The organism is Pseudomonas sp. ML2-2023-3, from assembly GCF_037055275.1.
Lineage (GTDB): Bacteria > Pseudomonadota > Gammaproteobacteria > Pseudomonadales > Pseudomonadaceae > Aquipseudomonas.
Window position 1 is genome coordinate 29,560 of record NZ_CP146343.1, and the last position, 14,764, is coordinate 44,323.

13 protein-coding genes are annotated in these 14,764 nt (G+C 58.3%); 8 read left to right on the forward strand and 5 right to left on the reverse strand.

Annotated features, from left to right (window positions below):
- Window positions 1–12 precede the first annotated feature (12 nt).
- Both V6P94_RS00130 and V6P94_RS00135 read right to left on the reverse strand, forming a co-directional pair.
- On the reverse strand, window positions 13–906 hold the full coding sequence (locus tag V6P94_RS00130) for a PA4780 family RIO1-like protein kinase (RefSeq protein WP_133079608.1): 894 nt from the start codon (window positions 904–906) through the stop codon (window positions 13–15).
- Window positions 907–1,047: 141 nt separating this feature from the next.
- Window positions 1,048–1,842, reverse strand: a complete 795-nt coding sequence (locus V6P94_RS00135; protein WP_219262829.1) for a helix-turn-helix transcriptional regulator — start codon at window positions 1,840–1,842, stop codon at window positions 1,048–1,050.
- A gap of 82 nt (window positions 1,843–1,924) precedes the next feature.
- Here V6P94_RS00135 and V6P94_RS00140 point away from each other — a divergent pair, with 82 nt between their 5' ends.
- Window positions 1,925–2,956, forward strand: coding sequence for a bile acid:sodium symporter family protein (locus tag V6P94_RS00140; protein WP_133079606.1), 1,032 nt, complete (start codon window positions 1,925–1,927; stop codon window positions 2,954–2,956).
- Between the two features lie 54 nt (window positions 2,957–3,010).
- On the opposite strand, the gene V6P94_RS00145 is transcribed toward V6P94_RS00140, so the two are convergent.
- Entirely contained in the window at window positions 3,011–4,285 is a 1,275-nt protein-coding gene (locus V6P94_RS00145; protein WP_133079605.1) for an acetyl-CoA C-acetyltransferase, read from the reverse strand.
- Between the two features lie 122 nt (window positions 4,286–4,407).
- Between V6P94_RS00145 and V6P94_RS00150 the strand changes: the two genes are divergently transcribed.
- The 7 genes from V6P94_RS00150 (at window position 4,408) to V6P94_RS00180 (ending at window position 11,327) form a co-directional block, all read left to right on the forward strand.
- Window positions 4,408–5,760: a 3-oxoacyl-ACP reductase gene (locus V6P94_RS00150; RefSeq protein ID WP_338648847.1), complete on the forward strand. Its 1,353-nt coding sequence runs from the start codon at window positions 4,408–4,410 to the stop codon at window positions 5,758–5,760.
- Between the two features lie 3 nt (window positions 5,761–5,763).
- Window positions 5,764–6,618 (forward strand): MaoC/PaaZ C-terminal domain-containing protein, encoded by an 855-nt coding sequence (locus tag V6P94_RS00155; RefSeq protein ID WP_133079603.1) that lies wholly within the window; start codon window positions 5,764–5,766, stop codon window positions 6,616–6,618.
- 180 nt (window positions 6,619–6,798) lie between these two features.
- Window positions 6,799–7,104 (forward strand): nucleotide pyrophosphohydrolase, encoded by a 306-nt coding sequence (locus tag V6P94_RS00160; RefSeq protein ID WP_133079602.1) that lies wholly within the window; start codon window positions 6,799–6,801, stop codon window positions 7,102–7,104.
- Window positions 7,101–7,850 carry a methyltransferase domain-containing protein gene (locus tag V6P94_RS00165; protein ID WP_133079601.1) on the forward strand — a complete coding sequence of 250 codons (750 nt, stop codon included), beginning with the start codon at window positions 7,101–7,103 and terminating at the stop codon, window positions 7,848–7,850. The genes V6P94_RS00160 and V6P94_RS00165 overlap by 4 nt, the downstream gene beginning before the upstream one ends.
- A gap of 23 nt (window positions 7,851–7,873) precedes the next feature.
- Entirely contained in the window at window positions 7,874–8,488 is a 615-nt protein-coding gene (locus V6P94_RS00170; protein WP_133079600.1) for a DUF4136 domain-containing protein, read from the forward strand.
- A 28-nt stretch (window positions 8,489–8,516) separates the two neighbouring features.
- Window positions 8,517–9,104 (forward strand): DUF4136 domain-containing protein, encoded by a 588-nt coding sequence (locus V6P94_RS00175; RefSeq protein WP_133079599.1) that lies wholly within the window; start codon window positions 8,517–8,519, stop codon window positions 9,102–9,104.
- Between the two features lie 234 nt (window positions 9,105–9,338).
- Window positions 9,339–11,327 carry a pilus assembly protein TadG-related protein gene (locus tag V6P94_RS00180; RefSeq protein WP_133079598.1) on the forward strand — a complete coding sequence of 663 codons (1,989 nt, stop codon included), beginning with the start codon at window positions 9,339–9,341 and terminating at the stop codon, window positions 11,325–11,327.
- A gap of 212 nt (window positions 11,328–11,539) precedes the next feature.
- On the opposite strand, the gene V6P94_RS00185 is transcribed toward V6P94_RS00180, so the two are convergent.
- Together V6P94_RS00185 and V6P94_RS00190 are read right to left on the reverse strand one after the other, a co-directional pair.
- Entirely contained in the window at window positions 11,540–14,290 is a 2,751-nt protein-coding gene (locus V6P94_RS00185; protein ID WP_326398979.1) for an ATP-binding protein, read from the reverse strand.
- Entirely contained in the window at window positions 14,277–14,735 is a 459-nt protein-coding gene (locus V6P94_RS00190) for a TadE/TadG family type IV pilus assembly protein (protein ID WP_326397294.1), read from the reverse strand. The genes V6P94_RS00185 and V6P94_RS00190 overlap by 14 nt, the downstream gene beginning before the upstream one ends.
- Window positions 14,736–14,764: the final 29 nt, after the last annotated feature.

Here is a 14,764-nt window from a genome sequence, read left to right on the forward strand (position 1 = left end):
TTATTTAGCCAATCACTGCATCCACGGTGGAGGCGGCTCTTCAGACTTGCTCGGTGGCGCATCATCTGCAGCACGCACGGCCTGACGGAACGCTTCGTCCAGACGGGCAGCTTCGATCTCGCGCATGACACCGCCCACATCGGCCAGCTCGTCCGGCTCGTCAAACTCGCCCGTCAACACGCTGCCAGGGTGCAAGGTGGCAGCTTCGTAAAGCGCCCACATTTCCTTGGCGTATTTGGTTCCTTTAAGTTCCGGCGCAAAACGCCCGAAGTAAGAAGCCATGTTGCCCACGTCACGCTCCAGCATGCTGAATGCGTGGTTGTTACCCGCGGCATCGACAGCCTGTGGCAGATCGATAATCACCGGGCCGGTCGGCGTCAGCAGTACGTTGAACTCGGACAAATCTCCGTGGACCAGACCGGTACACAGCATCAGCACAATCTGCTGAATCAGGAACGCGTGATACTCGCGAGCCTGGTCCGGTTCCAGCACCACGTCATTGAGTCGGGGGGCTGCATCGCCGTACTCATCCGCCACCAGTTCCATCAACAGCACGCCTTCAAGGAAGTCGAACGGTTTTGGAACCCGAACACCGGCGCCCGCCAGACGAAACAGCGCAGCCACTTCGGCGTTTTGCCAGGCATCCTCGGTTTCTTTACGACCGAACTTGGAGCCCTTGGCCATCGCTCGGGCCTGACGGCTGTTGCGAACCTTGCGACCCTCCTGATATTCGGCGGCCTGGCGGAAACTTCGTTTGTTAGCCTCCTTATAAACCTTGGCGCATCGCAGCTCATTGCCGCAGCGGACTACGTACACAGCTGCTTCTTTGCCACTCATGAGTGGGCGCAGCACCTCGTCGATCAGACCGTCCTCGATCAGGGGTTCTAAGCGTTTTGGAGTCTTCATCAGCTTTTATTGTGGGTCCTTTATTACCAAACACGCGAATGTCACTCGTTATACGGCAATCCACTCACCACGGGGAGAGGGCAAACGATTTGAATGATAGACGAGCAATCCGTCAAGAGCACCGACTAATGGGCCCGCTGCCTAGCCCTGGCGAAATAACTCGCCGGGCGTATAGCCGAACATCTTTTTAAATGCCGCGATGAATGCCGACGTCGACTCATACCCGCACGACAACGCCGCACGCGTGACATGACCACCCTCCTCCAGCACCTGCAACGAAGACAGCAGTCGTACCCGCTGACGCCAACTGCGAAAACTCAAGCCCGTTTCACGCAGGAACAACCGCATCAGGGTTTTTTCAGACATGCCCAGACGATCCGACCACAGGCTCAGGCTGACGTCGGCATCGGGGGTTTCGATCAATTCATTGCACAGCACCAGCAAACGCCCATGGCGTGGCAGCGGCAGCGAAAAACCCACCTCAGGCAGGCTCGCCAATTGATCCAGCAACACCGCCACCAACCGTTGCTCAGGGCTGCCGCCCTCGGGGTATTCGGCGGGCAATGCACAAAAACCTTTGATCAGCTCCCGTGCCAGCGGCGTGACCTCCAGCACCCGGCACTGGCCGGGCGCCCAAAGGCAATCCTCACGACGTACATACAGGCTGCGCATTTCGGCACGCATCGAGGTGATGACCTCATGCTCCAGCCCGGCGGGAATCCAGATCCCCCACTGCGGCGGTGCAAAAAAGCTGCCCTCGTCGGTATGCACCCCCAACACGCCACTGATCGCGTATGAAAACTGCACCCAATCATGCCGATGACGTGGCGTCCAGGAACCTGCGCCCAGGCTTTCGGCCCGGGCATACAGCGGCCGTGGCAGTGCATCAAGCACTGGAATGGCGCGCTGGAGTCCACGTTGTCCGTTTGGCGGCATTGATTGGCCTTATATCGCAAGACGTCAGATACCTGCGACGTTAGGCTAAGTTACTAATTCTTACAATGTCCCGGTGCCCACGATGCCTGTGCTCAAACATCTCAAACGAATGTTCACCGACTGGTTTCTGTGCGGCATGCTGCTAGCGACATTTCTGGCCTATGTGTTTCCGCATTTCGGCAGTACTGGCGGCGGGATGCACGCTGAGTGGGTAATCAACATCGGTGTGTTCCTGGTGTTTTTCCTGCACGGGGTCAACCTGTCCAGCGAGCAAATCCGCCACGGCCTGAAAAACATCCGCCTGCACTTCATGGTTCAGGGCTTCACCTTCATCGTTTTCCCGCTGATCTGGGTCATCGCCGACAAGCTGCTGGGCACCCATGTTCCGCCGCTGCTGATGCTGGGCTTCTTCTACCTGTGCACATTGCCTTCGACCATCTCCTCCTCGGTCGCACTCACCGGCAGCGCAGGCGGCAACGTACCGGCGGCGATTCTCAACGCCAGCCTGTCCAGCGTATTGGGGATTTTCATCACCCCATTGCTCGTCAGCCTGGTGGTTGGCAGCGGCGCGGGCGGCATCGACCTGGGCTCAACCCTGCTCGACCTGTGCGCCATGCTCCTGTTGCCCCTGGTCCTTGGCCAACTGGTACGCCCGCTGTTCGGACGCTTTTTCGCCCGCCACAAGCGCTACACCAACATCTGCGACAAAGTGGTGATTCTGCTGCTGGTTTACGCAGCGTTCTGCAACTCGATGGTCTCGGGCATGTGGCAACAACAAGGCACCTCGGTGATTATCAGCGCCGTGATCGGCAGTGCCGTCCTGCTCGCCGTCATCCTGTGGATGACCACCCGCACTGCCCGTGCCTTGAAGTTCAGCACCAGCGATGAAATTGCCGCCGTGTTCTGCGCCAGCAAAAAATCCCTGGCTGCCGGCGCGCCGATGGCCGCCCTGATCTTTGGCGCCAACCCCGGCCTGGGCCTGATTTTGCTGCCGATCATGATCTACCACCCGCTGCAGTTGATCGTGTGCTCGGTGATGGCCGAAAGCTACGCCACTCGCAAATACAACATGAGTGGGAGCGGGCTTGCTCGCGATGCAGACGCCGCGGTGTAACAGCCACACCGCGGTGATGCCATCGCGAGCAAGCCCGCTCCCACCCACATGCGGCTACCGCTCAATGATTGCGGTAACGCCCTGCCCACCTGCCGCGCAGATCGAGATCAGCCCTCGTCCCTGCCCGGCAGTGGCGAGCAGCTTGGACATATTGGTCACGATCCGCCCTCCTGTCGCCGCAAACGGATGCCCCACCGCCAGCGAGCTGCCCTTGACGTTGAGCTTGCTGCGATCAATCGAGCCCAGCGGTGCATCCAGGTCGAGCCGGCTTTTGCAGTAGGCCGCATCCTCCCAGGCCTTCAACGTACACAGCACCTGCGCGGCAAAAGCCTCGTGAATTTCGTAGTAGTCAAAATCCTGCAAAGTCAGGCCATTGCGCGCCAGCAGCCGTGGGACTGCATACACCGGCGCCATGAGCAAACCTTCCGCTCCATGCACGAAATCAACAGCAGCAGTTTCGCCATCACGTAAATACGCCAAAATTGGCAAGCCGCGCTCCCGGGCCCACTCTTCACTGCCCAACAGCACCACGGCAGCGCCATCGGTCAGTGGCGTGGAGTTGCCCGCCGTCAACGTGCCTTTGGCACTGCGCTCGAACACAGGCTTAAGGGCGGCCAGCTTCTCCAGGGTCAAGTCGGCACGCAGATTGTTATCGCGGCTCAAACCCCGGAAAGGCGTGAGCAAGTCATCTTCCCAGCCTGCGTGATAGGCCGCCGTCAACGCCTGATGGCTGTGCAGCGCCAGTTCGTCCTGTTCAAGCCTTGGGATGCTCCAGGCTTGCGCCATCAGTTCGCAGTGCTGGCCCATCGACAGCCCGGTGCGGGGCTCGCCATTACGGGGAAACTCGGGTTTCAGAAAACCCGGACGCAATTGCAGCAAGGTCTTGAGCTTATCCAGAGGCGCCTTGGTGCGATTGAACTGCAGCAACCATTTACGCAGGCCGTCATTAAGGCCAATCGGCGCATCGGATGTGGTGTCCACTCCCCCGGCAATCGCACAGTCGATCTGCCCCAGGGCAATCTTGTTGGCCACCAGCAATACCGCTTCAAGCCCCGTCCCGCAGGCCTGCTGCAGGTCATAGGCCGGTGTTTTCGGGGACAGCCGTGAGCCCAGCACGCACTCACGGGTCATGCTGAAATCCCGAGAATCCTTGAGCACCGCCCCGGCCACGACCTCCCCCATGCGCAGCCCGTGCAGGTTGTAACGCTCGATCAACCCCTCCAGCGCGGCCGTCAACATGTCCTGATTACTGGCGGTCGCATACGGCCCGTTGGAGCGGGCAAACGGGATTCGGTTACCACCAATAATTGCTACACGACGCAGACTCATACGATTGCCCCTATTCTTTTGAATCCATTAATCGTTACAAGCGTAGGTCTTATCGCTGATAACGAACGACCACGACCTGTTTGTGGTCAACCCTTTGAACCCCACCTGTCGGAGAGTGTTCCATGTCAGACCGTTATATCGACTTCGTCAACTCATCCCTCGGCCAGCGTCTGGTCGGCGCGTTGGGGCTGCCGTCACCGGGACGACTGGAACGCTGGCAAGCCGGGCGCCTGCGCCCCGTCGAAGGCCCGCTATTGATTGGCGGCGGGGCACTGGCCGAACAGGTGAACCGTTTTGCCAGCAAACTCACCGACACCGTCTACAGCTACGGCCCCGAACCGTTGCTCGCAACCCCCTGGATTCCTGGCCAGGGACCAAAGCTCAAGGCCGCGGTGTTCGACGCCAGCGAGCTGCTGCACACCGACCAACTCAAGCAACTGCGCGAGTTTTTCCAGCCACTGCTGCGCAGCCTGGAACACAGCACCCATATGGTGATTCTGGGCCGTGCACCTGAAACATTAAGTGACCCATTTGCTGCCAGCGCCCAGCGTGCGCTTGAGGGTTTCAGCCGGTCACTGGCTAAAGAACTGCGCAACGCCAGCACCCTGCAACTGCTGTATGTCGGTGAAGGCGCTGAAAATCAACTTGAAGGCGCACTGCGGTTTTTCCTGTCGCCCAAAAGTGCATTTATCAGTGGGCAAGTGCTGCGCCTCACGACCTGCGCCTCCCAGGTACAGGACTGGACCCGCCCCCTGGCCGGGTGCAAGGCATTGGTGACCGGGGCGGCCCGAGGAATTGGCGCCTCGATTGCCGAAACCCTGGCCCGGGATGGCGCCCACTTGATCCTGCTCGACGTGCCATCCGCCAAGGCCGACCTGGATGCGCTGGCCGCCCGTCTGGGCGGGCACAGCATCGCGCTGGATATCTGTGCCGCCAATGCCGCTGAAGAACTGGTCGAGCACCTGGCTGACGGTGTCGACATCGTGGTGCACAACGCAGGCATCACCCGTGACAAGACCTTGGCCAACATGACGCCCGAGTTCTGGGACTCCGTGCTCGCGGTCAACCTCAACGCCCCGCAGGTGCTGACCAAAGCCCTGCTCGACAGTGGCACCTTGCGCGATAACGGCCGGGTGATTCTGCTCGCCTCCATCAGCGGTATCGCCGGTAATCGCGGTCAGACCAACTACGCCGCCAGCAAGGCCGGGCTGATTGGCCTGGCTCAAGCCTGGGCCCCCTTGCTGGGCGAACGCGGCATCAGCATCAACGCCGTGGCCCCCGGGTTTATCGAAACCCAGATGACTGCGCATATTCCCTTCGCCTTGCGCGAAGCGGGTCGACGCATGAGCTCCCTGGGCCAGGGCGGCCTGCCGCAAGACGTGGCCGAAGCCGTGGCCTGGCTCGGGCAGCCGGGGTCGGGCGCCGTCAGCGGTCAAGCGCTGCGGGTGTGCGGACAAAGCATTCTGGGAGCATGAACCATGACCGTGAAGTGGCTCGACCTCGCCAGCCCACCGCACTTGCCCGCGCTGTACGCCCACGCCGCCGCCCGGCGCAAAATCACCGGCAGCACCTTGCCGGAACAGGGTTTGCGCTGCTGGGTGGAAGTTGAGCCCACGTCACTGGCTGCCTTCAGGGAGGTGTGCGCCCTGGCGCCAAGCCCACTACTCCCGCCCACCTACCCCCATATCCTGGCCTTCGGGCTGCAAATGCAATTACTGACCAGCAAGGACTTCCCCTTCCCACTGCTTGGACTGATTCATCTGACCAATCGGGTACGGCTACTGCGGCCCATGGGCAGCGTGACGCAGCTACGCATCGGTGTGTTTGTGCACAACCTGCAAAAGCACCCCAAGGGGGCGACCTTTGAGGTGATCACCCAGGTGGACGACATGCTCGGGCCGCTGTGGGAGGCCGAAAGCACGCTGCTGTGCAAAGGCGTCGAGCTGCCGGGGGCCCCCCCTGAAACCGCCGCCCCCGGGCCGGTGGTGCTGAACGAGCTGACGCGCTGGTATGCCCCCACCGACATTGGCCGCCGCTACGCCAAGGTGTCGGGCGACTACAACCCCATTCACCTCAGTGCGGCCAGCGCCAAACTGTTTGGCCTGCCCAGCGCCATCGCCCATGGCCTGTGGATAAAAACCCGTGCCCTGGCGGCATTGAATTCGCACCTGCCAGCCGCCAATGTCGAGATCTTTGTCGCGTTCAAAAAGCCGGTACGTCTACCCAGCGAAGTGATTTTGCGCTGCAGCGAAGCGGGTTCCAGTGGTGATTTCCAGCTGAGCGGGCATGGCGATCTGGTGCACATGACCGGTAATTGGCGACCGATCAGTTGAGCCGGCACTTGCCCTGTAGCCGCTGAGGAGCGTAGCGAGGCTGCGATCGATAACGCAGCCTTCGTTCCTCGTCAGCGACTACAAAGAATTGCGCGCCACACCAGCACGCGCCTGTGCCTTTCGCTTGCGCCAAAGGCCGTTCAGTCGCAAGCTTTGCGCCTTCTGGAGAGCACACCCTCGATGAACCTCGACGAACTCACGCAACGCATGCACCGCATCCGCGATAACAACGACTGGAAACAATTCCACAGCCCGAAAAACCTGGCCATGGCCGCCAGTGTCGAAATGGCTGAGCTGGTGGAAATCTTTCAGTGGCTAAGCGAGGACCAGTCCCGCCAGCTCCCCGCCGACAAGCTCGCCCACGCAGGCCAGGAGGTAGGCGATATCGTGCTGTATCTGGTGTTGCTGTGCGCCGAACTGGGGTTGGACATGAACGAAGTGGTGCGCAGCAAATTGGCTGACAATGAAAGGCGTTTCAACCCATGAGTGACCGTCACTTCGATCAACTGGCCACCCGTTTCGCCGAGAAAATCTACGGCGGCGCCAAGGGTGCCATTCGTCTGGCCGTGCTTCAGGCCGACCTTGAAGAATCACTGCCAAAACGCCCGTTACGTGTACTGGATATCGGTGCAGGCCTGGGTCATATGTCGTTGTGGCTGGCCCAGCAAGGTCATGATGTGACCCTGGCCGAACCGGCCGCGCCAATGCTTGAAGGCGCCCGCCAGCGTTTTGCCGAAGCAGGCCAGACCGGTACCTTTATCCAGGCGCCGTGGCAAGAGCTGCTGGGGCAACTCACCAAGCCCTACGATCTGGTGCTGTGTCACGCCGTACTGGAATGGCTGGCGGAACCCCACGCGATCCTGCCGGTGCTGCATCAGCTGACCGCCAGGGACGGCTGGTTGTCCCTGGCGTTCTACAACCGCGACGCGTTGATCTATCGCAACCTGCTCAAGGGCCACTTCCGCAAAATGCGCAAGAACGACATGGCCGGCGAAAAACAGAGCCTGACCCCTCAACAACCACTCGACCCTCGAGAACTGGCCACGGCACTCGAAGGCCTGTGGCAGGTCCAAACCCAAAGCGGTGTGCGTGTGTTTCACGACTACATGCCCGTTGAGTTCCAGGCACGAGCCGAGCTTGAGGCGCTGGTTGAAATGGAACTGGCCCATCGTCGCCATCCAGCCTTTGCCGGGCTTGGACGTTATCTGCATTGGGTGTGCCGCCCGGTTTGAATCGCCCTGCGGGGGAGACCATCATGTATCGCCGCGTTGCCTTAGTCGTTTTAAGCCTGGGGCTGGGCGCTTGCCAAAGCCCCAACCCTTACACCCCGAGCGCCCTGCCCATGCCGCCAGCCCCGGCACAAGCGGCCAATAGCCTGGATTTGAGCGCCTATCCGGCACCGCCTCGCGATTACGGGCGCTACCAGAGTTGGGCCTGGCTCAATGGTCGCCTGCCGGTCGGGACCGCGTGGGCCGACTCTGCCCAGATCGCCGAAGCGGTGAACAATGCACTGGACCAGCGGGGCTTGCGCCCGGCGCAGCCCAACCGTCCAGCGGATCTGTGGGTCAGTGCCGACTTGCACACCGAAAAACGCTTGCGTCAGGTTCAGGACGACTATGGTTACGGAGCGGGCTACGGCAGCGGCTATGGCCGTTACGGCAGCCAGTACGGGATGTACAACTCTGTGCCCGTGGTGCGTACCTACGAAGTTGAGGTCATGGTGGTACGACTCAATCTGTATGACGGCAAAACCGGTCAACCGGTGTGGAGTTCCAGTGCAGAAACCAGCAGTAAAGGCAGCCTGGGCGAACGCAGTGATGCTCTGCGCGAATCACTGAACAAGGCAGTACAGGCTTATCCTCCCCATTAAGACTTATTGTTGAAGCGGAGAAATCATCATGCTACGTCGCCTGGCATTACTGGGCATCGCCCTGCTGCTCAGCGCTTGCGAAACCATGCAGGTCAGCAGCGATTACAACCCTGCGGTCGATTTCGCCAAGTTCCAGTCCTGGGCCTGGAAAGACCCTGCTGTGCAATATCACCCCAATAACCCGATGCTGCGAAGCAGCCTGACCGAGCAACGGATCGTTCAGGCCATCAGTGGCCAGCTGGACCAACGGGGTCTGCGCCCAGTTGCGGCAGGCAGCAAGCCGGACTTGCTCGTGCAAGCCTGGTTGATCGTTGCCAACCGCCAGGAGCAGGTCGTGACCAACTACGGCTACGGCGGCCCTTGGGGCGGACCGTGGGGGGGTTACTGGGGTGGCCCGTGGGAAGGTTACTGGGGCCCACCGATGTATAACGAAGTACGCAACGTGGTCTATCAGGTTGGCACGCTGCAAATCGACCTGATCGATGCCAAGGACGGGAAACTGGTGTGGCGCGGCAGTGCTGAAAAAGTCGTCGACACCAGCCCTACTCCGGCTGAACGCAGCGCGGCAATTCAGGAGGCGGTCACTAAAATCTTGAGCGCCTATCCACCGAAGTAAGTTCCAGGACACTCACTTGCTCACACTGTATATATGTAAGTTGGTATTAATACTTTCGTGAGCAAGTTAGTTTCCACACTCGATTTTCGGCTATTTATCATCGGCTTTTGATTAACTGTTCACATCACGCCTATAAAACTGGCAACTGGCCAGCGCGACGATCACTTTCTGGCTACACTCGATCAAACTTTGGAGAGTTAGCGCTGGGCTATGTTCCAGCAACAGGAGTGCTCGATGTCTCCCCAACTACGCGGTATTGGTTTTACGGGCCCACAGCAACAGCGTGGCGCAATCGGCTTGATGGCTGCCGTGACCCTCGGCATGGTGCTGTTGTTTATGCTGCTGGTGGTCGACAGCGGGCGTTTGTACCTGGAGCAGCGAAAATTGCAGCGGGTGGCGGATATGGCTGCGCTGGAGGTGGTTAGTCGGGGAGGCAATTGTAAACTCGGAACTGCCAAGGACTACTCAGAAGAGAGCGCCAAACGCAACGGCTTTACGTCCGCCGGGGTACAAAGTGTAACTCCAACGTGCGGGACCCTGACTACAAACGAGAAGAAAATACGTGTCTTCCAGCCGAGCATCGACAACTCCGGCGATGTTATCCAGGTTGTCGCCAAGACCACCGTGCCTACCAGCGTGGCCGGGGGATTTTGGAGTGCGTTGTCTAAAGGTACGTTTGAGTTTAATACTAAATTACAGGCGACTGCGGTGGGGGCCAAATCTGGCTCACCGCTGGCTCAGTTGACTATTCGGAACAAAACATTGGCATTAAGCGACTCCAAATCTAAAATCCTAAGTTCTTTATTCAAAGGTTTACTCGGCGGAAGTGTTGACATCAGCATTCTCGGATGGGATGGAATTGCAAACACCAACATCAAATTACTATCATTCTTAGACAGGCTAAAACTTGACCTCGACCTCAAAGCTGGCGGTTACGATGAAGTTCTAAGCTCAAAGATCAGCATTGGACAACTCATAGATAGCACTATACATATACTTGATCCAAGCGACACCCTCAGCACAACCGCAAAAATAACAACCCTCAAGGAGATCAAAGCAAATGCCGGCGCAACAAAAGTAATTCTCGGAGACCTTTTAAAAGTCCAAGGCAGCAACGCAAGCTCAGCATTGAATATAGACATGAACCTATTGGACCTGATAAGCGGATACGTACAACTAGCCAGTAAAAACCAGGCAATTGTAGCAAGCTTCCCCATTGACCTGTCACTTACCAAAATAACAGCCACCGTACAAGTCATACAACCCCCACAACTATCAGCCATCGGAAACCCGGCACTGGCGGCAAAAGAAACAAAAGATGGAGAACATCGAATTTATGTAAGAACAGCACAAGTCCGAACGTTAGTATCTGTCGAATTACCTGCATTGAAAAATGTACAAGCCTTAGTTGATGCAGTCACAACACTAGGATCTTCCCTGGTTGACACACTAAAAAAACTCTTAGACCTCGACATTGTTGGGGCACTTGGCTGTGCGCTCGGTGCAAAATGCACGAACCCATCACTACTGCTACTTAGCGACAAAATTGATATTTACATAGATGCTCCCAGCGCAGAAAGTTATGTCACTGCTTACAGCTGCTCTAGTGAGTCAAGCAAAACCTTAACAGCCACAACCAATACATCAATCGTGGACATAAAGTTTGGCACCATCGATAAAAATCAAATTTTCCCCAGCAGCACCACCGCACCTTTATCCATCACTGTCAAGCCTCTCTCCGTGATTGATATCGGCTTAATAACCTGTTCAAAACCTGCATTTTCTGAAAAAAAGTGTGACCCTCGAGTCCCTTTGGTGGGAGGAGGCATAGGCATTAGTTTAGACACTAGCGTTGGATCAAACCTAAAACAAACTCACACGTTTGGCCCGGACAAGCTACTAGGCATTTCCCTCCCCCCTCTCTATTATCAATACAGTACTAATGGAATAGTAAAAAGCTTGAGTAACACTCTAGACGGGATAAACGTACATATTTACCAGCCATTACAAGGAAATGTCCTCTGGACACTAATTGGCGGTTTGGATGGGTTGCTTTCGACTGTCAAACCGCTTCTGCTCGAGGCTATTAACAAAGTACTTAGCCCTGTACTTGATCGTATCATTGACACATTGCTTCTAGGATTAGGGGTCGACTTAAACCAAGTCGACGTCGGCGCCAACCTCTCCTGCAACCAAGGCGGTCGCGCCCAGCTGGTGCTCTAATTCCTTGCGACCGATTACGAAACGCGACTAAACCCCTGCAGCGCGGTGTATCAGATACACCGCGCTGCAGGGTCTTACGACTGCTGCGCAGCCGATCGCAGCCTCGCTTCGCTCCTCAGCGGCTACACGCCCACTGCAAGTAGCCGCTGACGAGTAGCACGAGGCTGCGTTCGAGTGCGCAGCACTCGCAGTGTCGTCAATATCGCAGCACCTCACTCCTGCACTTCAACCACCGGCAACTCCACGCAAAACCGGGCGCCGTGCCCGGTGTTGCTGACGCTCAACCGCCCGCCCATGTTGTCGATGATGCCGTAGCTCACGGACAATCCCAGACCCGTGCCAAGGCCAATCGGCTTGGTAGTGAAGAAAGGTTCGAAGATCCGCTCCAGCAGACGCGGGTCAATACCGCCTGCGTTGTCGTCCACTCTCAGGCACACATGCTGTGCATCGGACTCGATACTCAGGGCAATCCAGGGCTCAAAGTCGCGATCGGTTTCTCGCTTGCTCATCAGCGCATCACGGGCATTGACCATCAGGTTGATCAGCACTTGCTCAAGCTGGTCGACATGGCCACGCACCTGCACGTCACACACCTGGCCTTCACTGCGCAATTCCACGCCTTTACCGCGCAGGCCTTCGCTAAGCAAGGCCACGGAGCCTTCCATCGCCTGTGAAGGGTTGAACACTTGCTGTTCGATTTCCGAGCGACGACCAAACACCCGCAAGTGGTCTACCACCCGCGCCGCACGCTGGACTTGCCCGTCGATACGGGCAAGCTTTTCCTGCAGGTACTCGATCTGTGCATCGCCGTTGCTCAGACGCTTGAGGACGTTCGCCACGGCCATGCGCATGACGTTCAACGGCTGGTTGATTTCGTGGGCCAGCCCCGTGGCCATTTCACCAAGGGTGGCCATTTTCGCACTGTGGGTCAGTTGCTGCTGTGAGCGACGCACCTCGGTGTTGTCGCGGCCAACGGCTTGTACTTCCAGCAAGTTGCCCTGTTCGTCGAAAATCCCCCGGTCCGACCACACCCACCAGGCATATTCGCGACCAGGCAGTTGCAGGCTGATTTCAGCGGAGCTTACCGGAGACTGTGGAGTCAAACCCGCAATACGCTGCACAAAGGCTTCACGCTGTTCGTCGGACAGCCAACTGCTCAGGTTGATGCCCGGCAACTGCTCGGTCGTGCACTCCAGGTAGCTGGCCAGAGGCTGGTTGCCAAAGGTCAGGGTCAGGTCGGGCAGGTAACGGCAGATCATGGCGGGTGAATCTTCGACCAGGATTCGATAGCGTTCTTCGCTGCTCTTGACCCGCTCGGCCGCTTCGGTGGCCTCGGTGATGTCCAGCCACAACCCGACGACTTCAACCGGCAAGCCCAGGTCGTCACGTAGCAACTTGGCTTCATCCAGCAGCCAGTGGTAATCACCGCCTCGGTCGCGAAGACGATAGCGACGTCGGGTGCTGCCTTCGCGCAGCAACTGGCGGGTGCGTTCAAAATAGTGCTCCCGATCATCGGGGTGGACCCACTCGATCAAGGTCGCGCTCGTGCACTCCTCCAGCGTCCAGCCCAGCAAGGGCTTGAGGCTGTCACTGAAAAACGCAGGCAACAGAGCGCCTTCGACATAACGCTGCACGTAAATCACCGCAGGCGAACTGGCGATAAGGTTGTCCAGCCGCGCATGGGCGGCTGCAACTTGCTGCTGTTGATTCTTGATGTCGCTGACATCCAGCATAAAACCCACGATGCGCCGCCGGGTGCCGGTCCCCAGCATCTGGCCCTGAACTCGATACCACTGGGCAGGTTGGGTGCTTTGGGGCTGATGCACCCGCGCAAACAGCAACAACTCCTTGCCATGCTCCAGCAATTCATTAAAACGGCCGCAGAGCTCATCCCGATCTGCAGGATGAAACAGCGCCAGCCAGGTATCTCGGGTCATTGACTGCGGTTCGATGGCCTCTGTCAGGTTGGCGGCCAGTTGGGGGGCCAGTTGCATCAATTCGTTAGTGATCGACCACTCCCACCAACCCGTGCCCAGCAAGCCTTGAAGGGCTTCCATGCGCTCTCGCTGCTGCAGGTGCTGTTGCTCGCGCAAGCGATCCAGCAGGGGGGCGGCCAATGCCGCGCACACCTGCATCCAGTCGCTTTCACTCATCTGCGGCCCATGCAGGGACGCGGGATAAAACCCCAGCATCAACCAGGCACACAAGCCTTGTTGGTCGCTGTACGGCACCAGTACACCGTCGGCATTGCCAAATAAATCGTTCAGCCGCGGGTTGCCGTCGCGCTCGACACGCTGGGGCGAGTTGCCGCCCAACGGGTCGAGCAGGCTGCCCAGGCTTTGCTCTGGCAACCAGAGTTGCGGCGCATCAAACGAGTGATACGTGCTGTGCATATACCAGGAGGACTGCCCATCATCGCGCACGGCCAGCGCCATGCAAGGCACACGACCATGCTGGGCCACGCTGCGCAGCGCTTCGTGCATCACTTCCGGCAGGCGCTGCACACTGCACTGACGCAATTGCTCGCCCAGGCTAAGGGTCAGTTGCGTGCAGCGCTCACGGTTGCGCGCCTGCTCGCTGCCAAGGCGCAAGTCACTGATATCCAGCAGCTGTAAAAGCCAGCCATCACCCTGGGGCTGAACCCAACCTCGGGTATGCACCACGCGCAGCCCGGCGCATTGAAAGTCCAGGTCGAGGCTGTGGCCCACCCAGTCTGCCGGCACGCCTTCGAGCGCCAGCGTGCTGCCCGGCACCATGTAGCTCAGCAGCAGGCGCGGTGCGCCGTCGCCGCTTGAGCGCGCCAGGCCATAACGCTGCAGACCGTGAATGTCGGTCACGTACCCGTGTTGATCGAGCATCAATTGGATGCCCGCATGATTGTGCAATTGCGGATCATTGGATTCAGGCAAGCGCTCGTCGGTCCGTCCCAACAAACGCCCGAACAGCCCTTCACTGCTTTTCAAAGTTTTCAACCTGAATTCTCGACTCTGCGGTCAAGTACTCTGGTAAATCAGGCACCGTGATTACACCCAGATTGAGTACTGGCATGATGCTTTTCAACGCATTGGTATCAAGATTGACCGTGGCATAAATCTCTCGGGTTGAAGTGTCGTAACCACCGTCAGGATCCAGACCAGTTTTCACAATCTTTCTCACCCAACCCAACTTTTGCTCCAACACCTCCTCGGTCACTTTTTTTACAGTACCCGCATAGTCTGCCTTCGTCTCAGGATCGACCGCCATACCGCGACGCGCAGCCTCTGCCGTCGCATTATTGAATGATTGCACCAACAAAAGCGGCAAGCTGTAGCTGACAACGCCATAGAGCACTGCAAAAAAAATCACAAACACCAGCGCGAACTCAATCGCCGCGGCGCCTTTCTGCTTTTTGGGAAGCCTTGTTTTCATGACGGTGTCTACCCTGACTGTCGACAGTA